The following is a 20,529-nucleotide window of genomic DNA, read 5'->3' on the forward strand; positions in this document are numbered from 1 at the left end:
AACTAACTATCCGTCGTTTACGGAAGGCAAGGAGAGATGTGAGTGAGGCAGTTGCCGAGGATCTTGTTACTGCTGGTCGCCGCGATCATCGTGATTGTCGCGCTGCTGGTCAGCGGGCTGCGTCTGGTGATGCCGCATCTCGACAGCTATCGCAATAACCTTCTGCAATTCGTCTCGGATCGCACCGGCGTGCCGGTTCACGCCAGTAAGCTGCAGGGAAAGTGGGAGAATTTTGGCCCCACTCTGCAGGTCCGGGATCTCAGCGTCGATCTGCAGGAAAACGGCAAGCTGACCATCGCCCGCATCAATCTGGCGCTCGACGTCTGGCAATCCCTGCTGCACTGGCGCTGGCAATTCCGCGACCTCACTTTCTGGCAGCTGCATCTCGACAGCAACCGCCCGCTGCTGGACAGCGACAAAGAGAAGAACAGCTTCCGGCCGGCGCAAATCAATGAACTGTTCCTGCGCCAGTTTGACCACTTCGACCTGCGTGACAGCACCATTCGTTTTCGTACGCCTTCCGGGCAGCATGCCGAGCTGGCTATTCCGCGACTCACCTGGCTGAATGAGAAAACCCGCCATCGGGCAGAAGGTGAAGTCAGCCTGTCGAGCTTTACCGGCCAGCACGGCGTGGTTCAGGTACGGCTCGATCTTAATGACAGCAACGGCCTGCTGAATGATGGCCGCATCTGGATGCAGGCCGATGACGTGGATATGCGTCCGTGGCTGGGCCGCTGGATGCGGGATAATACCCGGCTGGACAGCGCCCGTTTTAGCCTGGCTGCCTGGGTTAACCTGCGCGACGGCGATATTTATGCCGGTGACCTGCTGCTGAGCCGCGGCGGTGCCAGCTGGCAGGGCGAAACGGGCCAGCATACGCTGCAGGTGGACGGCCTGACGGCGCACCTGTCGCGCTTCCAGAACGGCTGGGTGGTGAATGTGCCACAAACCCGCCTCAGCACCGATGGCAATCCGTGGCCGGCCGGTCACTTCTCGCTGTTATGGCGACCGGAAGATAAGCAGATGCTGGGTGCCAATGGTCAGCCTGAAGTGCGGGTACGCGCCACCCAACTGGCGCTGGATCATATTGCACCGATCGTGCCGCTGTTTGCGCCGCTCTCGCCAGCGCTGTTTGAGAACTGGCGTACGCTGCGGCCGCAGGGCACCATTGATGGCCTCGCCCTGGATATTCCGTTACAGCAGCCTGACCAGACCCGTCTGCAGGTGAAATGGCGCGACTTCAGCTGGCAGCACTGGAAGCTTCTGCCTGGCATCAGTCACTTAAGCGGCGAAGCGCGTGGCAGCCTGAATCATGGCCAGGTCAGCGTTGATATGGGCGCGGCGACCGTGCCTTATGGCGATGTTTTCCAGGCTCCGCTCGAGATTAAACAGGTTACCGGTGCCGTGCGCTGGCAGCGCGATGAACATGGCCTGACGTTGACGGGCGAAAACCTCGATCTGCAGGCGCGCTCGTTGTGGGCGCGGGGTGACTTCAGCTATCAGCAAAACAGCGGAGGCGAGCCGCGGCTGGACATTCTTGCTGGTATCCGGATAACCGATGCGGGCGATGCCTGGCGCTATTTCCCGGTGCCATTGATGGGCAACGGGCTGACGCATTATCTGAGCGGAGCGGTGAAGGGCGGTAAAGTGGATAACGCCACGCTGCTGTTTGCCGGTAACCCGGCGCTATTCCCGTTCAAGCACAACGACGGTATGTTCCAGGTCTGGGTTCCGCTGCGGCAGGCGACCTATGCCTTCCAGCCCAAATGGCCGGCGCTCAGCAATCTGGATATCGATCTTAACTTCCTGAACGACGGCTTATGGATGAACGCCCCGACCGCTCGCCTTGGCGACGTTGAGGCGCGTAACGTTAGCGCCGTTATCCCGGACTACCTGAAAGAGAAGCTGATTATTGATGGCGACATCAGCGGAGAAGGGAAACAAATCGCCGATTACTTCCAGCAGACGCCGCTGAAAGCGTCACTCGGCGCAGCACTGGAGCAGCTGGAAATTAAAGGTACCACCCGGGGCCACCTGAATCTCGATATCCCGCTTGATGGTCAGCAGGTCCACGCCAGCGGTAACGTGGTCATGAACAATAACGCGCTGTTTATCAAGCCGCTAAAAACCACGCTGACCAACCTTACCGGTCGTTTCCGTTACAACAACGGTAATCTGGAGAGTGAAGAGATGCAGGCGCGGTGGTTCGGTCAGCCGCTGGGCGTCAGTTTCAGCACCAAAGAGAACCCGGATGATTTTGGCGTTAAGGTGAAACTGCTGGGGGACTGGCAACCGGCTAAAATCAGCCAGATTCCTGCCACCGTAAGCCGCCAGCTCGCTGGACATCTGCCGTGGCAGGGCGACGTGGATATCACGCTGCCGCATCGCGGCGGCGCGCGGTACGAAGTAGAGCTGAACGGCGATGGCAAAGAAGTGAGCAGTCGCTTACCTTCACCGCTGGATAAAAAGGCCGGTGAGGCGATGCCGATTGCTATCAAAGCCAGCGGCGACCTGCAGCATTTCGATCTCAGTGGCAGCGTGGCTGCACGCCATCGGTTTAACAGCCGCTGGCTGCTGGAGCCGACCTTACGCGTTGATCGCGGCATCTGGCTGAATGACGCAGCGAAAACGCCGGCGCTTCCCGATCATGCCGGTATGGTGCTTAATCTGCCACCGCTGGATGGCGAAGCCTGGGTAGCGATGATGGCTGGCGGAAGTGGTAGCGCTGGCGGCAGCGGCGGAGAACGTCAGCTGGGCGGCGTGACGCTGCCGGGCAACCTCACACTGCGCAGCCCGGCGGTAACGCTGGCGGGGCAGCAGTGGCATGCGGTAGACGCGACGCTGGCAGAAACGGCCGGTGGCAATGCGCAGGTCAGCATTAACGCCGAGGAAATACGCGGTAAGCTGGAAATAGCCGCGAAGGCGCCGTGGCAGATCGGGCTGGATTACCTCTATTACAATCCGCAATGGGACCATGAGGCACAGCAGGGCGGCAACGCCAGCTCTCAGCAAGCCAGCCAGATTAATTTCAGCGGCTGGCCAGCCTTGCAGTTGCGCTGCGCGGAGTGCTGGGTGCTGGGACAGAAATATGGACGAGTCGCGGCGACGCTGCAACCGAAAGGCGATACGTTAGCACTGACTAACGGCACGGTAGATACCGGCAGCTCGCAGCTGAAAATTAAGGGTGAATGGGTTAACCGTCACGATGACCCGCGCACCTCACTGAAAGGCACGCTGAAAGGGCCTAATATCAATAACGCCACCAACTGGTTTGGCGTGAATACCCCGCTGCGCGATGCGCCGTTCAATATCGATTACGATTTGCACTGGCGTGCGGCACCGTGGCAGCCGTCAGCCGAAACCCTGAGCGGCACCCTGAAAACCCACTTTGGCAAAGGCCAGATTGCGGATGTGAACACCGGTACCGCCGGACAAATCCTGCGTCTGTTCAGCTTCGACGCGCTGCTGCGCAAACTGCGCTTCGATTTCAGTGACACCTTTAACGATGGCTTCTATTTTGATTCGATTAACGGTACCGCCTGGATCGAAAATGGCGTGATGCGCACCGATAACCTGCAGGTTGATGGACTGGAAGCGGACATCGCCATGCAGGGCAATATGGACCTGGTTAAGCGTCGGATCGATATGGAAGCCGTCATCACCCCGGAAATTTCTGCCTCGGTCGGTGTCGCGGCGGCGTTCGTGGTTAATCCGGTGATTGGCGCGGCGGTGTTCGCCGCCAGTAAAGTTCTGGGACCGGTATGGAACCGGATATCGCTGCTGCGTTATCACATCAGTGGCCCGCTGGATAAACCGGAAATCAATGAAGTACTGCGTAAACCGCGTGAAACTGACAACAAGTGAATTTGACGCGGTACCGGAATTACCGCAGGCTATGATTATCCGAGCACATAATGAGTGAGAAACGATGACTCTGAACCTGGTAAGTGAGCAGTTACTAACTGCTAACGGCATTAATCAGCAGGACCTTTTTTCCCTGTTAGGGCAGCTTTCAGAACGTCGTCTGGATTATGCCGATCTCTATTTTCAGTCCAGTTTCCACGAATCCTGGGTGCTGGAAGACAAAATCATTAAAGATGGCTCTTACCATATTGACCAGGGCGTCGGCGTGCGCGCCGTCAGCGGTGAGAAAACCGGCTTTGCCTACGCCGATCAGATCACGCTGAATGCGCTGCGTCTGTCATCGGAAGCGGCGCGCAGCATTGTTCGCGAACAGGGCAACGGTAAGGCGCATACCCTTTCCGCGGTGATGAACCGCTCGCTCTATTCCACCGTTGATCCGCTCAGCAGTCTGACGCGTGAAGATAAAATTGCCCTGCTGCACCGTGTCGATCAGGTGGCCCGCGCTGCCGACCCGCGGGTGCAGGAGGTCAACGCCAGCCTGAGCGGTGTGTACGAGCAGGTGCTGGTCGCCGCGACGGATGGCACGCTGGCAGCCGATGTTCGTCCGCTGGTACGTCTCTCGATCAGTGTGCAGGTTGAAGATCAGGGTAAACGTGAACGCGGCTCAAGCGGCGGCGGTGCACGTACCGGTTATGAATTTTTCCTCGCCGATGAAAATGGCGATGTGCGGGCTGATGCCTGGGCGCGTGAAGCGGTGCGGATGGCGCTGGTTAACCTCTCTGCTGTGGCGGCACCTGCCGGTACCTTGCCGGTGGTGCTGGGCGCAGGCTGGCCGGGTGTCCTGCTGCATGAAGCCGTCGGACACGGACTGGAAGGCGACTTCAACCGTCGTGGCACCTCGGTATTCAGCGGCAAGATGGGCCAGCTGGTGGCGTCAGAACTCTGTACCGTGGTTGATGACGGTACCATTGAAGGACTGCGCGGTTCACTGGCGGTCGATGATGAAGGCGTTCCGGGTCAGTACAACATGCTGATTGAGAACGGCGTACTCAAAGGCTACATGCAGGATAAACTCAATGCGCGCCTGATGGGCGTCAGTCCTACCGGTAACGGTCGTCGTGAATCTTACGCCCACCTGCCGATGCCGCGCATGACCAACACCTACATGCTGGCCGGTAAGTCGACGCCGCAGGAGATCATCGAAAGCGTTGAATATGGTCTGTATGCGCCCAACTTTGGTGGCGGCCAGGTGGACATCACCTCAGGCAAGTTTGTCTTCTCAACCTCAGAAGCGTATCTGATTGAAAAGGGCAAAATCACCAAACCGGTGAAAGGGGCGACGCTGATTGGTTCCGGCATTGAAGCGATGCAGCAAATCTCAATGGTGGGTAATGATCTGGCGCTGGATAAAGGCGTTGGCGTTTGCGGCAAGGAAGGCCAGAGCGTGCCGGTTGGCGTCGGTCAGCCCACTCTGAAGCTGGATAAACTGACGATTGGCGGCACCGCCTGATAGTCTGTTAACAACCCGCCGGCAGGCGGGTTGTTAGCTTTTACGCTGCTGTTGATACTGTTCCGCCACCTGCTGGAAATAGCCGGTCAGATAGTCGATACAGACCTGCACCTTAAGCGGCAACTTATCCTTTTCGGTATAGAGCGCATAGACCGGACGGGGCTCGGATTGATACTGCGGAAACAGAATATCGATCTCACCGGCGTTGATCTCATCAATAACCCACATCATCGGCACATAAGCGATGCCGTTACCCGCCTTCAGCCAGCGAATCAGGGTCAGGGAATCATTGGTGACAAACCGTCCCTGCGGCGCCAGTCGCGTCACCAGACCTTCAGGCGCAATCAGCTCAAAGTTATTATCGGGACGTACGCTGTATTCCAGCCAGGCAAAATTATCGATATCCCCCGGTTTTTCCGGCGTGCCGTGCTGCGCCAGATAACTCTTAGCTGCGCACACCACCATCGGCATTGCCCCAAGGCGCCGCGAAAACAGGCTGGAATCTTTTAACGCTCCGACCCGAATCACCAGATCCAGTCCATCGGCGATCAGGTCCGGGGCCGGAATGCCGGTGACCAGATTAACGCTCAGTCCCGGATACTCACGCAGCATATCGCTGGTCATGCCGGCCAGCACGTTCTGCGCCATGGTCGAGGAGCTGCCAATACGCAGCACGCCAATCGGCGTGTTGTTAAAGGCATAAAGCTGCTCGTGCACCTGAGTGGCTTCGGCCAGCATGCGACGACAGCCCTGATAATAAATTTTACCCGCTTCGGTCAGGCCGATGCTGCGGGTACTGCGATTAAGCAGTTTAACCTGCAGCTCATCTTCCAGTTTTGCCACTATCTGGCTGATAGAAGAGACGCTCAGATGAAGCTGGCGCGCGGCAGCGGTAAATGAACCCAGTTCAACCACTTTGGCGAAAATGGACATGCCCTTCAGTCGTTCCATTATTTACTCTGGCTTAAAAGTGATTTAGATCACATTCTGTAGAAAACTTATAGTCAGGCGCGTTACTATAAGCGCGCCGGGGTATCTCCCGGTGATTCTTCATTGCCTGATGCCCTTCGATGATACGCTATTATTAAGCCAGCTGGGGTTCGGATAGAGCAGCCAGTGGGTTTTCCTGCGGCATCTGACGAGGCAAAGGAGTCTTCCGGCAAGGTCGAACTAAGGATTTCTGATGAGTGTGCTTCCGGTATTTGTCATGTTTGGGCTCTCTTTTCCGCCCGTTTTCATCGAATTAATTATCTCGCTAATGCTGTTCTGGTTAGTGAAACGCGTGCTGACGCCGAGCGGTATTTATGATCTTGTCTGGCATCCGGCACTTTTTAATACAGCACTTTACTGCTGTGTGTTTTACCTTGTATCCCGTTTATTTGTCTGAGGTTTAAGTGAAAGCACTCATAAGAAAAATCGCGCGTTACGCGATTACGATCCTGCTGGTCATCATTGCTGTGGTGATTATTTTCCGTGCCTGGGTGTTTTATACCGAATCACCCTGGACCCGTGACGCAAAATTCGCTGCCGATGTCGTCGCCATCTCACCCGATGTCACCGGTCTGATTACCGACGTCCCGGTTCACGACAACCAGCTGGTGAAGAAGGGCGATACCCTGTTTGTGGTCGATCGGCCGCGCTACCAGAAAGCGCTGGATCAGGCACAGGCTGATGTCGAATATTACCAGGCGCTGGTCAGCGAGAAACGCCGTGAAGCGGGACGTCGTAACCAGCTGGGCACCTCGGCCATGTCACGCGAAGCGATCGACCAGGCTAACAACGATCTGCAAACCAGCGAACATCAGCTGGCGAAATCGGTGGCGACCCGCGATCTGGCGAAGATCGATCTGGAACGCACCACCGTGAAAGCGCCGTCCGATGGCTGGGTGACGAACCTGAATGTCTACGAAGGGGAGTTCATCACCCGCGGCTCGGTGGCGGTGGCGCTGGTTCAGCAGCACTCCTTCTACGTGCTGGCCTACCTGGAAGAGACCAAACTGCACGGCGTTGAACGCGGCTTCCGCGCTGAAGTGACGCCGCTTGGCAGTAATGTAGTGCTGCGCGGTACGGTAGACAGCGTGGCTGCCGGCGTCACCAACAGCAGCAGCTCGGTCGACAGCAAAGGCATGGCAACCATCGATTCTAATCTGGAGTGGGTCCGTCTGGCGCAGCGTGTGCCGGTACGTATTCGTCTTGATCAACAGCCAGGCAACCGCTTCCCGGCAGGCACGACGGCAACGGTGGTCATCACCGGTCAGGCCGATCGCCAGCCGGAGCAGGTTTCGCCAATGACCCGACTGTTCAATCGCCTGCGTGAGTTTGGTTAAGAGGGCGATATGATCGAGTTTTTGCGTTTCCCGGTGAAGCTGACCTTCGCGCTGCTTGCAGCGCTGATGATTGGCTTTCACCTTAATCTTGAAACGCCCCGCTGGGCGGTGATGACCGCGGGCATTGTGGCCGGCGGTACCGCCTTCGCAGCCGGTGGTGATCCCTATTCAGGCGCACTGCGTTATCGCGGCATTCTGCGTATTATCGGGACCTTCATCGGCTGTATCGCCGCGCTGACCATCATGATTGCCACGGTGCGCGCGCCGGTGGTGATGCTGCTGCTCTGCTGCATCTGGGCCGGGCTTTGCGTCTGGCTCTCTTCGCTGATCAAAGTTGAAAACTCCTACGCGCTGGGGCTGGCGGGCTACACCGCGCTGATTATCGTGGTCACCGCCGACGCCAGCGGTGGCCTGACGCTGGCACCGCAGTACGCGGTAGAGCGTTGCAGTGAGATCGTGCTCGGGATTCTGTGCGCCATTCTGGCGGATATGATCTTCTCGCCGCGCTCGATTAAAAAAGTGATCGACGCTGAAGTGGATTCCCTGCTGGTGGCGCATTATCAGCTGCTGCAACTGTGCGTGGCGCACGGCGATAAAGAGGAAGTCGATAAAGCCTGGAGCGCGCTGGTACGGCGTACCACGGCGTTAAACAGCATGCGCAGCCAGCTGATGATGGAATCTTCGCGCTGGCAGAACAGCAACCGTCGCTTACAGATGCTCAACACCCTCTCTCTGACCCTGATTACTCAGGCGGCAGAAACCTTTCTGATCCAGAACTCACGACCTGACTACATTCCACCGCAGTACCGTTTGCTGATTGAAAAAGAGGCCACAACGGCTGACGAGGTTCATAAGCGGATGAAAGTAATGCGGCGGGTGATTGGCGCCAGCGGCAAAACCACGCCGGTTACGCTGGTGAGCTGGGTCGGTGCGGCGACAGAATACCTGTTGCTGCGTAACGGCATTAAAAGTAACAGCCGTATCACCCCGCTGGAGGAGGAAATCCTGCAGCGCGAGGTGCTGATTCAGGCGCGATCGGCTGAGACCCATCATGCGATGATCAACGGCATCCGCACCTTTGTGGCTACCGCGCTGGGATCGCTGTTCTGGTTATACACCGGCTGGACTTCCGGCAGCGGCTGCATGGTGATGCTGGCAGTGATTACCGCGCTGGCGATGCGCATGCCGAATCCGCTGATGATGGCGAAAGATTTCCTCTACGGCATGACGGTGGCGGTGCCGCTCGGTGCACTCTACTTCATCTATGTGCTGCCCAATACTCAGCAGAGCGCGCTGCTGCTCTGTATCGCTATCGGCCTGCTGGGCTTTGTTGGCGGGATCTTCATTCAGCGACGGCAGCTTGGCACCCTGGGTGCGTTAATCGGTACCATCAACGTGCTGGTGCTGGATAATCCGATGAAGTTCGAATTTAACGTCTTCCTCGATAATGTGCTCGGCCAGGTGATTGGCTGCTTCGTGGCAATGATGGTGATCCTGCTGATCCGCGATAAATCTAAAGCGCGTACCGGCCGCAAACTGCTTAACCGCTTTATGTATGCTGCGGTGTCGGCGATGACCACCAATCAGGCGCGCCGCCGTGAAAACCATCTGCCGGCGCTCTATCAGCAACTGTTTCTGCTGCTGAATCTGTTCCCCGGCGATATCGACAAATACCGTATCGCGCTGACGCTGATTATTGGACATCAGCGGTTACGCAATGCGGAAATACCGGTGAATGATGATTTGTCAGCCTACCACCGGCAACTGCGCTACACCGCCGATCGGGTGATCTCCGCCAGCAGTGACGACAAGCGCCGCCACTATTTCGAGCGTCTGCTGCAGGAGCTGGAGGTATATCAGGAAAAACTGGTGCATTACGACGCGCCGATTAGCGTCACCGAACCGGTAAAACGGCTGGCGACCATGCTGAACAAGTATCAGAACACCCTCATCCAAATCTGAAACCGGCCGCTGCCCGCCGCAGCGGCCTGCTCAATGCCATCCCGTCACAAAACCTGTCGCTTTTGCCAACTATACTCTTCGGACGGAAGGATAAAATGACAGGAGCGAATCAATGACATCACTGCAATCAAGCGAACTATTCCAGACTGGCTATTTAGCCGATGGTCAATGGCATCGCACCTCCACCACTTTTGACGTCACCAATCCCGCCACCGGCGAGGTGATCGCGCAGGTCGCTAAAGCGGGCAAAGCAGAAACCGAACAGGCGATTGCTGCCGCCGAACGGGCATTCCCCGGCTGGCGTGCCCGGACGGCCAAAGCGCGCGCTGAGATCCTTTATCGCTGGTATCAGCTGATGATTGAGAACAAACGCTGGCTGGGCCAGCTGATGACTGCCGAGCAGGGCAAGCCGCTGAAAGAGGCGGAAGGCGAAGTCGAGTATGCCGCCAGCTTTATCCAGTGGTTTGCTGAACAGGCAAAACGCGCCAACGGGGAAATTATCCCACCAGCCAAACCGGGTTCCCGTATCCTGGCAACGCGTGAACCGATTGGCGTCGTCGCCGCTATCACGCCGTGGAATTTCCCGATGGCGATGCTGACCCGCAAGCTGGGTCCGGCGCTGGCAGCGGGTTGTACCGGCATCATCAAACCGGCGAATAATACGCCGCTCTCGGCCTTCGCACTGCTGGCGCTGGCGAAACAGGCGGGCGTGCCGGATGGGGTGCTCAACGCGGTGGCAGGTGATACGCATGCTATCAGCGACGCCATCATGGCCAGTAAAGCCGTGCGTAAAATCTCGTTCACTGGTTCGACAGCGGTCGGCAAGCTACTGATGCGCAATGCCGCAGAAACCATGAAAAAGGTTTCAATGGAGCTGGGGGGCAACGCGCCTTATATCGTGTTCGAGGATGCGGACATTGATGCGGCGGTGCAGGGCGCCATCGCTAACAAATTCCGAAATGCTGGCCAGGTCTGCGTCAGCGTTAACCGCTTCTACATTCATAACGCCATCTATGACCGTTTTACCCGCCAGCTGGCAGAGGAAGTGAACAAGCTGAAAGTCGGCAATGGCATGGACGAAGGGGTGATCGTCGGGCCGCTGATTGAAGCCTCTGCGCTGGAAAAAGTGGAGCAGCACGTGCAGGACGCGGTCGCCAAAGGCGGTAAACTGCTGGCAGGCGGTGAACGCCACGCGCTGGGCGGCAACTTCTGGCAACCGACGGTAATTACCGAGGCGCACGAAGAGATGCAGCTGGCGCAGGAAGAGACCTTTGGCCCGGTCGCCGCCTGCTTCCGTTTTGATGAAGAAGATGAGGTGATCCGCCGTGCCAACGACACGCCATTCGGTCTGGCGGCCTACTTCTACACCCAGAATCTGCAGCGGGTATTCCGCGTCTCTGCCGCGCTGGAAAGCGGCATGATCGGCATTAATGAATGTGCCGTATCGACCGAACTGGCGCCGTTTGGTGGCGTGAAAGAGTCTGGCCTGGGCCGCGAAGGTTCAGTGCTGGGCATGGAAGAGTATCTGGAGGTCAAAGCGCTGCACCTGGGCGGTTTGGGCTAGCGGATATGAACGGGCGGCGCGGGTCGCCCGCAGACGGAGGATGGGAGCCGTCAGCATGAAAACCGAGCGTTTTGATTTCAATGAGATCGTCGATCAGGCCCACTTCTTTCGCCAGTTCAGCGAGCGCTTTGCGCTGGAGGAGCGGCGGATCTGCGACCTGGATGGATTATGGGATGTGGTCACTGGCGAATCATTGCCGATGCCGCTGGAAATTGAGTTTGTGAACCTGGGGAAAGGGCAGCGACGACGTTATGGCGCGCTGATTCTGCTATTTGATGAAGCGGAAGAGGAGCTGGAAGGCCAGCTGCATTTTAACGTCAGATGAAAAAGGGCCCCGGCGAGCGGGGCCAAAGGGTTCGTCATAAATCTGACGAGGAATTACTTATACAGCTGAGCGGTGAAGTGATAGTTATCACCGGTGCGCGCTTCAATCACTTTATAGGCGCTGGCACCCTGTTCATCGGCTTTCTGAGACAGCTCAGCGCGATAATCCATGGGGGCACCCGCTGTACCGCTGATGGTTACGGTGCCCGCAGGCTGCAGATTCTGCGCTTGCTCGCCGGTTACCAGCTGTGCGGCAGATGCGCCGAACGCCATAACGGAAAGCAGGCTGACTGTAGCGATGGTTGTTTTGATTTTCATTTTTCGTCTCCTCAATACGTTCAACAACCTGCGGTGAAAAGAAGAAGCGGGTCGTCGACTCTTGTCTCTCATGCGCCTTTCACGGCGTCATAACGGTTAATTATTTATACAGCTCAGCGGTGACGTGATAGGTGTCATCCTGGTTGTTTTCGATGATGCGATAGTGGCTGGCACCCTGCGCATCGGCTTTCTCAGACAGGACCTGACGGATATTGGTCTGATCGCCGTCACGACCGCTGACGCTGATGGTCTGGTTCATCGGTTGCAGATTCTGGCTCTGTGCCTGCTGGTTTGAGACCAGGCTGGCTGCGCTGGCACCGACTGAGAACACGGAGGCCAGACTGAGTACGGCAATAGCAAATGTAGTTTTCATGATCAACTCTCCTGAAACTGTGTTGCCTCATCCCACCGAGGCGCATAACCGCGCGTCAAAAAGTGGGCTGCTGGCGATATTGGGTTGCGCTGGGCTTAGTTGTACAGACGGGCGGTAGCGTGATAGTTACCGTTGTTGTAAGCCTCAATCACGCGGTAGGCTTTTGCACCCTGCTGATCGGCTTTTTCGCTCAGCTGCTGATTAATTTCCATCGGTGAGCCCGCTACGCCGCTGACGCTAATGGTACCCGCCGGTTGCAGATCCTGCGCCTGCGCAGCGGTGACAGATTCTGCTGCTACAGCACCAAAAGAGAGGGCAGAGAGAATGCTCAGGGTTGCGATAGTAGTTTTTACGTTCATGTATTTTTCCTCGTCGTCAATTTTTATCTTTTTAATTGGTGTGATTTGCATCACGAAAAGAAGTATAGAACTAATAACGGAAGAAATTAATACCCCGCTAATAATGTTTTTTTGTGATTCTTTATCCTTATGGCTACTTTTAATAACTCAACGTTATAAAAAACGGCGGAAAAATGACCTTTTCGCTGTTTTTTATTGCAAAAACAGGCAGATAAATCACTTTATCTTTTTGTGCGAAAATACGTGGTCGATCAGACTGGTCTTTGATTTAGATCTGGGTAATGTCGCCAGAGTGGTGATGTAAAGCAGTGTAAAATACCGCAAAAGGTTAAGCAGACCAAAAGGTATGACCAATATTCGCATTGGCGAAAGCAGGACAGAGTGCGGATTAACTGTTTGATCTACTGGAGAATAGGGCAGGGTAAGTGGCAGGGCGAGCAGAAAGGGCGGTTGAACGGTCGCGTGAGGCCCGATCAACCACCCTGTTATCAGAGTTCCTGTTCAAACAGGTTAAGAATCGCCCCGTGCAGCTGCTTAACCGTAAAGTCGCGCGCGCGGGTGATAAAGATGGTGTCATCGCCAGCGATGGTGCCGAGGATGCCTTCCGATTTACCCAGTGAGTCGAGCAGGCGCGCAATCAGCTGCGCAGCGCCTGGGCTGGTATGAATCACCACTAGCGCATCATTGTAATCGATGTCGAGAACCAGGTTTTTTAACGGGCTGGTGGTGGTCGGCACGCCAAGCTCGGCGGGCAAGCAGTAAACCATCTCCATCTTGGCATTGCGGGTGCGTACCGCGCCAAACTTGGTCAGCATACGAGAAACCTTTGACTGGTTAATGTTCTCGAAGCCTTCATCCTGGAGCGCCTGAACGATTTCGCCCTGGGAACTGAATTTTTCTTCTTTTAATAAGGCTTTGAAAGCCTTGATCAGATCGTCTTGTTTCGATGGGTTTCGCATAGGTTACCAATAAATAGAGGGAATAACCGCACATCCGCCCGCGGCAGAGTGGTGATTATGCATTTAAATGCATTTTTATGCAATCGGTTGATTGATGAGCAGGGTTCGGGCGGCTAGCGGGCGGCGATAATAGCAAAGAAATCGTCTCAGACCAAAACCCCTGTCACAGCACCGAAAGGCGAAGGTTGCAAAGTTGTTATATTATTGGTGGTGTAGTAACAGAAAACGCACGTAGCCGTTCTCTGTCTGCCGACGGCAAAGTTGTCGGTCATTCAGGTATTAAGATGATATGTAACTTTTGAATCCGGAGATCACGTGTGAAAATACGTAGAATTAACAACGGATACGCGTCATCACCTGAGCTGTTGATTAAGGTCTGACACAGATGGAATTCCGGCTCTTCTCTGCCCCACCTTAATAAGGAGTTAAGAATGAAAGTTGCCGTACTCGGTGCCGCTGGCGGCATAGGCCAGGCGCTCGCACTTCTACTCAAAACCCAGCTTCCCGCAGGTTCAGAACTTTCACTGTATGACATCGCGCCGGTAACGCCGGGCGTTGCCGTCGATCTCAGCCATATTCCTACTGCGGTGGCTATCAAGGGATTTAGTGGAGAAGACGCCACGCCAGCATTGCAGGGTGCCGATGTGGTACTGATCTCCGCCGGTGTGGCACGTAAGCCCGGTATGGACCGCGCCGACCTGTTCAACGTTAACGCTGGCATTGTGCGCAACCTGATTGATCAGGTGGCGACCACCGCGCCAAAAGCGTTAATCGGCGTGATCACCAACCCGGTCAATACCACGGTGGCGATTGCGGCTGAAGTCCTGAAAAAACACGGCGTCTACGACAAAAATCGGCTGTTCGGTGTTACCACGCTGGATATCATTCGCGCCAATACTTTTGTCGCGGCGTTAAAAGGCAAGCAACCGGGTGAGATTGAGGTACCGGTTATCGGCGGCCATTCCGGCGTGACCATCCTGCCGCTGTTGTCGCAGGTGCCAGGCGTCAGCTTTAGCGAGCAGGAAGTGGCTGATCTTACTAAACGCATCCAGAATGCCGGGACCGAAGTGGTAGAAGCCAAAGCCGGTGGCGGTTCTGCTACGCTGTCGATGGGACAGGCTGCGGCACGCTTCGGTTTATCGCTGGTGCGGGCGCTTAACGGCGAGTCCAACGTGGTGGAGTGTGCTTATGTTGAAGGGGACGGCGAATATGCGCGTTTCTTCTCACAGCCGCTGCTGTTGGGCAAAAATGGCATTGCCGAACGCAAATCGATTGGTAGCCTGAGCCCATTCGAGCAGCAGGCGCTGAACGGTATGCTGGAGACGCTGAAGAAAGATATTGAGCAGGGCGAAACGTTCGTGAAGCAGTAATCACCGCGTAAACCCAACAACGCCCGGCTAAGCCGGGCGTTGTCGTTTACAGGCCGCCCGATTTATAGGCGCGTGCGGCCGGTGCCCCATTGCTGGCCGGCAGCTTCTTGCCCAGTGTTTCCATCCGCATCTGGAATGGCGGGAACGGCATCTCAATGCCGTGCTGCTCAAATCCGCTCAGAATCAGCTGATGCAGTTCGTGACGCAGCGGCATGCGATGTCCCATCTCTGCTGCATGCACGCGCAGTTCAAACAGCTGGATCCCCTGCTGTAAATCGACCAGAAACGCCTCAGGCGGCGGCGTATCCAGTACATAGCTGCAGCGTTCAGCAGCCTGTTTCAGGATGGTGGTCACCTGTTCACTGCTCACCTTCGCTGGCGCAGGAATGGTCAGCACCACGCGCGTCACCGAATCTGACAGCGACCAGTTAACGAACTGCTCGGTGATAAAGGCCTTATTCGGCACGATGATCTCTTTGCGGTCCCAGTCGGTAATGGTCGTAGCGCGCGTATTGATGCGGGTAATGCTGCCGGTCAGCTCGCGAATGGTGACGGTATCGCCGATGCGAATCGGTTTCTCAAACAGGATGATCAGACCCGAGATAAAGTTGGCGAAAATTTCCTGCAAACCAAAACCCAGTCCGACACCCAGCGCGGCCACCAGCCATTGCAACTTCGACCACTCAATGCCGATCAGCGAGAAGCCAATCAGCCCGCCAATCAGCAACAGCAGATATTTGGTCAGCGTGGTGATGGCGTAGCCGGTACCGGGCGTCAGGTTAAGGTGCTGCAGCAGTGCCAGCTCCAGCAGCGCCGGCATATTACGCACCAGCTGAGTAGTGATAATAAACACCAGAATCGCGATCAGCACCGACCCCAGCGTGATCGGCTGAATAGACTCCACGCCCTGCACCGAGGTGCTGACATCCCACAGCTGAATATTCTCCAGAAAGCCGAACGCGGAGTGAATCTCCGACCACAGTACGATCACCGACACCAGCGCAATCAGCGTCAGGATTGAGCGCACCAGCCGCAGTGACTGGGCACTGATGGCATCCAGATCGATTACCGGCTCTTCGATTTCAATCGCGTCGGTATTTTGTGCGCCTTGCTCTTTCTCTTCTTCGCTGCGCGCACGGTTAGCCAGCATGTCAGCACGACGCTGACGGGCGCGGTCAAAGCCGAGACGACGACGCTGAATCAACATCCAGCGGCGGATGATGTGATAGATCACCAGCAGCAGGAACCAGATGGCTACCGAGGTTTCCAGCCTTGCCAGCAAAGCCTGTGCCGTCGCCAGGTAACCAATCGCCGAGGCGAGGGCTGCCATCAGCGGCATGGCGATCATCAGGTTCCACAACATGCGGTTGACCATGTTGTCGCCGTTGCCCTCTTTATCCAGATAGAGCGGAATGCCGGCGCGTTTCAGGCTGACGGTGACGATGCTGATCGCGCCGCAGATCAGAATGAAGCAGAGACGTCCCAGTGACGAGGAGAACTGGCGATCTTCCAGATTGCTGAAGGCGATTAACAGCATGATCAGCGGCACAATCAGCCCGATACTCAGGGAGTAATAGCGCATGGCGCGCGCCACGCGATTCTGCGGCCAGCGGAAATGAACGATAAACAGACCGTTGGGGCGGGCAAAGGCGGCGCTGATCATAAAGGCCCACAGCAGGGGCAGCGTAGCGGTAATCCCGTCACCAATGGCGACCGCAATCGGGTAGGGCCAGGCGTTCTGCAAACCATAACCCAGCGTCCCCCACAACACCGGCAGCGGCAGCGCCACCAGAATCGACCAGAAAACGGTACGGATGGTCAGCCGGAAGCGATCCTGCGTCACTTTGCCGACTTTACTGGCGGAGCGCTCAAGGAAGGCATTGAAGTGACGCCGTGAGCTGATGCTAAAGCCGACCAGCAGCAGGGCGGCAATGATCGGCAGCACGGTGCTGCGGCTGGTAAACATCATTGCCATCGCTTTGCCGAGCTGTCCCAGCGTATCCAGCGACAGCAGGCGTGACAGATCCTTAGCCAGATCGAGCGGGTAACTCAGGCCGATCGGGCTGACGTCGGCGGTCCAGAACAGATAACGGTGGGTGGCATCTTTCACTTCGGTCAGCGCATCCTGCAGCTGTGTATTGCCGACCTTCAGCTTGGTGATCTCCAGGATCAAGGTATCGCAACCGGAGATCAGCGAGTTAAGCAGTTCGCGCTGGGTACGAAGCTGGGCATCAAGGATGCGCTTCTGCTCGCTGGTATAGGGCTGGCCATCGGCCTGGTGACCCTTACGAAGCGCCTCCTGGCGCTCCAGCAGATCTTCATAGGAGAGACGCTGAACCCGTAACTGGGCCATCTCATTATCAATCTGCTGAGACTTTGGCATTTCCGGCAGGCGCGCCACCTGGGCGCGCAACGCTTCGCCCAGCAGATTGGAGGCACCCAGCCACTGGGACTGTTCGCGCAGGGTAGAGAGCGCCTGACGCACCTGAATAATTTGATTGGTGGCCAGCCGCTGCTGCGACGCCACCAGATCCATCCGCTGCGCCTGCTGATTCAGGGCGACGGAGAGATCGCGGTTAATGCGGAATTGATCGCTGATTGCCGGTGGCAAATCACCACTGTTTTCGGCCAGCTGTTCGGTACGCGCCAGCGCCAGTTCGGCTTCACGCTGACGTTGATCGTTGAGCTGATTGCGCAGTGCCTGCAGATAGTTATCCAGCTGGGCAGCCTTACGCTGGTGCACTTCGGCCCGCATCCGCGCCAGTTCCTGACGATTGTTGGCGGAGAGTTGCGCCAGTTCCAGCTCATCGACGCGCGCTTTATTGGCGGCATTTTCCGCCTGACGGGCCGCCAGTTGTAGCTGGCCCTGCGGCGAAGTGCTGTTGCTGGCACCCTGCAAACGACGCTCACTCTCGGTCATGGCGCGGCGTGCTTCGGTCTGCTGCTGCGGCAACTGCGACAGTGAGTCACTGATCTCGCGCGCCCGATCCTGCTCCTGCTGCGCCTGGCGACCCTCTTCCAGCAGCTGGCTGCTGACCTGCAGAATCTCCTGATCCAGTTCGGCGCTGCTCATGTTGCTGCGCACGGTTTTCGCGCTGTCGCCCATCGTGGCGATCTGCTGGCGTAACTCGCGTGCCAGACGCGGAAAATCGTCAATAACCTGCTGGTATTGCGCGGCGCGCTCCAGCGAGTCATCACGTTCAGAGAGGAAGTTTAACGCTGCTTCAATCGACTGGATTTGTTCCGCCTGGGCCGGTGAGCTTTTGGCAGCTTTAGTCTCTTCCAGTTGCTGTTTAAGCTGGCTGGCGTCAGGCAGGCTGGCCGCAAGGGCCGGGCTGCTGAGCCACAGGCTCAGCAGCAGGAGGAGAATCGAACGCACAGGAGATACTCAACTTAGTCGACGATAACGTCGGAAACGTCTGTTGCTACCGGCAGGGCAATTGCCAGCGGTTGACCCAGACGGGTTTTGCTCTCAGCTTCGAGGCTTTCAGCCAGTTTAACCCGGCCAGGTGCGAACAGGTTGATAACGGTTGAGCCCAGCTTAAAGCGGCCCATTTCCTGGCCTTTCAGCAGCACCACCGCCCCTTCATCATCGGCCGCCGGATAATGCCAGCGCTTAATTACCCCTTCACGCGGCGGCGTAATGGTACCGGCCCACACCGTCTCGATGCTGCCGACAATGGTGGCACCGACCAGAATCTGCACCATCGGTCCGATATCGGTTTCGAAATAGCAGATAACGCGCTCGTTACGGGCAAACAGGTTAGGAATATTGCGCGCGGTCAGCGGATTAACCGAGTAGAGATCGCCAGGTACGTAAATCATCTCACGCAGGATGCCGTTGCACGGCATATGCACCCGGTGATAGTCGCGCGGTGCCAGATAGGTGGTCACGAACTCGCCGTCGACAAAGCGGGCGGCCATCTGCTCATTACCGGCCAGCAGGGCTTCAAGCGTGTAGTGATGACCTTTCGCCTGGAAAATCTGGTCGCCATCAATGTGGCCGAGCTGGCTGATTGCGCCATCAGCGGGCAGGGCGATCAGGTTGGCGTCAGCATCCACCGGACGCGCATCGTCTTTTAACGGACGGACGAAGAAGTCGTTAAAGGTGCGATAGCTGGCGGTGTCAGGCTTGCGCGCTTCCGCCATGTCGACTTTGTAAAACCAGACAAAGATGTCAATGACCAGTTTGGTCAACCAACCACCGCGGCGACTGGCGCCCCAACCGGCGAGTTCAGTCAGCCATTTCTTCGGGAGAATATGATTCAAGCCGAGTTTCAAACGATCAAACACCTTAGCCTCCTGGCTATTTTCATGACGTTGATAAAAAAGGGAGCGGATTGTAGCAGCGCCCCGGTCAGATGGCGACTATAGCCGATTTATGGCGCGCGGCGAATCATCGGCCGCAGGCCGATCCGCGCGTGGCACTGTGGCCCGGCGACCCTTTGCTGTAGGTCGCGCCGCGCGGCGGATGAAACTCTGAGGTCAGGACGCGGTTATACCGGTTAACTATCGCCGTCAGGGAAATTTTTACGCGTTTTTACCTGCGCCATGCTTTCCAGAATGCGGTGGTAGTTATCAAAACGGGAAACGTTGATTTTACCTTGCTCTACCGCTTCACGGATCGCACAGCCGGGATCGCTGCCATGCTTACAGTCACGGAATTTGCAATCGCCGAGGTAGGCCCGAAATTCGACAAATCCACGGGTGATTTGTTCCGGTTCAAGGTGCCATAAACCGAACTCACGTACCCCTGGCGAATCGATCACATCGCCGCCGTGCGGGAAGTGGTACAAGCGCGAGGCGGTGGTGGTGTGCTGGCCCAGTCCGGAGCCATCCGACACTTCATTGGTCAGAATGGCGACCTGCTCCTCTTTATCGAGGCCGAGCAGAGCATTCAGCAGGCTGGATTTGCCGACGCCAGACTGGCCGGCGAAGATGCTGACGCGGTCAGTTAACGCCGCTTCCAGCTCATCAAGGCCGTTTTTCGCCCGGCTGGAAACCATCACCACCCGATAACCAATCTCGCGATAAATATCCATCTGCTGATCAACAAAAGCGCGCGCCTTATCATCCAGCAGATCGGTTTTGTTCAGCACCAGCAGCGGTTCGATATCCAGCGTTTCGCTGGCGACCAGATAGCGGTCGATGATGTTAAGCGACAGTTCCGGCAGGATCGCCGACACGATAATGATCTGATCGATATTGGCGGCGATCGGTTTTACGCCGTCATAAAAATCGGGACGGGTTAACACGCTGGTGCGTTCATGTACCGCCTCGACAATGCCTTTACCGCCGCTCAGCGCCGGACGCCACATCACGCGGTCGCCGGTTACCAGCGAGCGGATCGTGCGGCGAATATTGCAGCGGTGGGCGACGCCTGCGCTGTCCTCGACATCGGCGTGCATGCCAAAACGGCTGACAACGACCCCATCTGCAGTTTCACCAAACAGATTATCATCCGCATCCGGAGGCTCTCTGCGTTGGTTGAGACGGCGATCGTGGTTAGCGCTTACGCGACGTTGTTGGCCCTTCGACAGTTTATTTTTGCTCACTCACCCTCACAGCGTTAGCCAGATTTCGCCCGGCTGGGCAAAAC

16 protein-coding genes are annotated in these 20,529 nt (G+C 56.7%); 8 read left to right on the forward strand and 8 right to left on the reverse strand.

Translation table 11 applies throughout. From position 1 onward, the window contains the following. Positions 1-42: 42 nt before the first annotated feature. Both yhdP and tldD read left to right on the forward strand, forming a co-directional pair. The gene (yhdP, locus tag AABB92_RS16195; protein ID WP_031375121.1) at positions 43-3,864 is read left to right on the forward strand and encodes an AsmA2 domain-containing protein YhdP; all 3,822 of its coding nucleotides are present in this window, start codon (positions 43-45) and stop codon (positions 3,862-3,864) included. 64 nt (positions 3,865-3,928) lie between these two features. Beyond that, positions 3,929-5,374, forward strand: coding sequence for a metalloprotease TldD (gene tldD / locus AABB92_RS16200; protein WP_031375120.1), 1,446 nt, complete (start codon positions 3,929-3,931; stop codon positions 5,372-5,374). Positions 5,375-5,407: 33 nt separating this feature from the next. Here tldD and aaeR read toward each other — a convergent pair whose 3' ends face one another. Then, positions 5,408-6,325 (reverse strand): HTH-type transcriptional activator AaeR, encoded by a 918-nt coding sequence (aaeR, locus tag AABB92_RS16205; protein WP_031375119.1) that lies wholly within the window; start codon positions 6,323-6,325, stop codon positions 5,408-5,410. Positions 6,326-6,557: 232 nt separating this feature from the next. On the opposite strand from aaeR, the gene aaeX reads away from it, so the two are divergent. The 5 genes from aaeX to AABB92_RS16230 all read left to right on the forward strand — a co-directional run bounded on the left by aaeX (position 6,558) and on the right by AABB92_RS16230 (position 11,552). Further along, positions 6,558-6,761 carry a p-hydroxybenzoic acid efflux pump operon protein AaeX gene (gene aaeX, locus AABB92_RS16210; RefSeq protein WP_031375118.1) on the forward strand — a complete coding sequence of 68 codons (204 nt, stop codon included), beginning with the start codon at positions 6,558-6,560 and terminating at the stop codon, positions 6,759-6,761. Positions 6,762-6,768: 7 nt separating this feature from the next. Then, positions 6,769-7,701 carry a p-hydroxybenzoic acid efflux pump subunit AaeA gene (gene aaeA / locus AABB92_RS16215; protein ID WP_031375117.1) on the forward strand — a complete coding sequence of 311 codons (933 nt, stop codon included), beginning with the start codon at positions 6,769-6,771 and terminating at the stop codon, positions 7,699-7,701. Between the two features lie 9 nt (positions 7,702-7,710). Further along, positions 7,711-9,663 (forward strand): p-hydroxybenzoic acid efflux pump subunit AaeB, encoded by a 1,953-nt coding sequence (gene aaeB / locus AABB92_RS16220; protein ID WP_031375116.1) that lies wholly within the window; start codon positions 7,711-7,713, stop codon positions 9,661-9,663. Positions 9,664-9,775: 112 nt separating this feature from the next. Then, the gene (locus AABB92_RS16225) at positions 9,776-11,227 is read left to right on the forward strand and encodes an NAD-dependent succinate-semialdehyde dehydrogenase (RefSeq protein WP_046289275.1); all 1,452 of its coding nucleotides are present in this window, start codon (positions 9,776-9,778) and stop codon (positions 11,225-11,227) included. Positions 11,228-11,282: 55 nt separating this feature from the next. Then, positions 11,283-11,552 (forward strand): barstar family protein, encoded by a 270-nt coding sequence (locus AABB92_RS16230; RefSeq protein WP_031375115.1) that lies wholly within the window; start codon positions 11,283-11,285, stop codon positions 11,550-11,552. Between the two features lie 53 nt (positions 11,553-11,605). Here AABB92_RS16230 and yhcN (AABB92_RS16235) read toward each other — a convergent pair whose 3' ends face one another. From yhcN (AABB92_RS16235) to argR, 4 genes are all read right to left on the reverse strand, one after another. Beyond that, a complete protein-coding gene (gene yhcN / locus AABB92_RS16235) occupies positions 11,606-11,869 on the reverse strand; it encodes a peroxide/acid stress response protein YhcN (protein WP_031375114.1) in 264 nt (87 codons plus the stop codon). Positions 11,870-11,969: 100 nt separating this feature from the next. Then, positions 11,970-12,242 carry a YdgH/BhsA/McbA-like domain containing protein gene (locus tag AABB92_RS16240; protein WP_031375113.1) on the reverse strand — a complete coding sequence of 91 codons (273 nt, stop codon included), beginning with the start codon at positions 12,240-12,242 and terminating at the stop codon, positions 11,970-11,972. 95 nt (positions 12,243-12,337) lie between these two features. Beyond that, a complete protein-coding gene (gene yhcN, locus AABB92_RS16245; protein ID WP_031375112.1) occupies positions 12,338-12,601 on the reverse strand; it encodes a peroxide/acid stress response protein YhcN in 264 nt (87 codons plus the stop codon). A 488-nt stretch (positions 12,602-13,089) separates the two neighbouring features. Continuing rightward, positions 13,090-13,560, reverse strand: coding sequence for a transcriptional regulator ArgR (gene argR / locus AABB92_RS16250; RefSeq protein ID WP_031375110.1), 471 nt, complete (start codon positions 13,558-13,560; stop codon positions 13,090-13,092). A 431-nt stretch (positions 13,561-13,991) separates the two neighbouring features. Here argR and mdh point away from each other — a divergent pair, with 431 nt between their 5' ends. After that, positions 13,992-14,930, forward strand: coding sequence for a malate dehydrogenase (gene mdh / locus AABB92_RS16255; protein WP_031375109.1), 939 nt, complete (start codon positions 13,992-13,994; stop codon positions 14,928-14,930). A 46-nt stretch (positions 14,931-14,976) separates the two neighbouring features. Here the strand turns inward: mdh and mscM are convergent, their stop codons facing one another. The 3 genes from mscM to rsgA all read right to left on the reverse strand — a co-directional run bounded on the left by mscM (position 14,977) and on the right by rsgA (position 20,485). Further along, complete coding sequence (mscM, locus tag AABB92_RS16260) at positions 14,977-18,309, reverse strand: miniconductance mechanosensitive channel MscM (RefSeq protein WP_046289274.1); 3,333 nt, start codon at positions 18,307-18,309, stop codon at positions 14,977-14,979. 14 nt (positions 18,310-18,323) lie between these two features. Further along, the gene (asd, locus tag AABB92_RS16265; RefSeq protein ID WP_031375108.1) at positions 18,324-19,223 is read right to left on the reverse strand and encodes an archaetidylserine decarboxylase; all 900 of its coding nucleotides are present in this window, start codon (positions 19,221-19,223) and stop codon (positions 18,324-18,326) included. A gap of 212 nt (positions 19,224-19,435) precedes the next feature. Then, positions 19,436-20,485: a small ribosomal subunit biogenesis GTPase RsgA gene (gene rsgA / locus AABB92_RS16270; protein WP_031375107.1), complete on the reverse strand. Its 1,050-nt coding sequence runs from the start codon at positions 20,483-20,485 to the stop codon at positions 19,436-19,438. Positions 20,486-20,529 lie beyond the last annotated feature (44 nt).

The organism is Pantoea brenneri (genome assembly GCF_038594305.1).
GTDB classification, from domain to species: Bacteria; Pseudomonadota; Gammaproteobacteria; order Enterobacterales; family Enterobacteriaceae; genus Pantoea; species Pantoea brenneri.

Bases quoted from the DNA above. Each gene is read 5' to 3' on its own strand.
- tldD (WP_031375120.1), top strand. From the start codon at position 3,929: ATGACTCTGAACCTGGTAAGTGAGCAGTTACTAACTGCTAACGGCATT.
- aaeR (WP_031375119.1), bottom strand. From the start codon at position 6,325: ATGGAACGACTGAAGGGCATGTCCATTTTCGCCAAAGTGGTTGAACTG.
- aaeX (WP_031375118.1), top strand. From the start codon at position 6,558: ATGAGTGTGCTTCCGGTATTTGTCATGTTTGGGCTCTCTTTTCCGCCC.
- aaeB (WP_031375116.1), top strand. From the start codon at position 7,711: ATGATCGAGTTTTTGCGTTTCCCGGTGAAGCTGACCTTCGCGCTGCTT.
- AABB92_RS16225 (WP_046289275.1), top strand. From the start codon at position 9,776: ATGACATCACTGCAATCAAGCGAACTATTCCAGACTGGCTATTTAGCC.
- AABB92_RS16230 (WP_031375115.1), top strand. From the start codon at position 11,283: ATGAAAACCGAGCGTTTTGATTTCAATGAGATCGTCGATCAGGCCCAC.
- yhcN (WP_031375114.1), bottom strand. From the start codon at position 11,869: ATGAAAATCAAAACAACCATCGCTACAGTCAGCCTGCTTTCCGTTATG.
- AABB92_RS16240 (WP_031375113.1), bottom strand. From the start codon at position 12,242: ATGAAAACTACATTTGCTATTGCCGTACTCAGTCTGGCCTCCGTGTTC.
- yhcN (WP_031375112.1), bottom strand. From the start codon at position 12,601: ATGAACGTAAAAACTACTATCGCAACCCTGAGCATTCTCTCTGCCCTC.
- argR (WP_031375110.1), bottom strand. From the start codon at position 13,560: ATGCGAAACCCATCGAAACAAGACGATCTGATCAAGGCTTTCAAAGCC.
- mdh (WP_031375109.1), top strand. From the start codon at position 13,992: ATGAAAGTTGCCGTACTCGGTGCCGCTGGCGGCATAGGCCAGGCGCTC.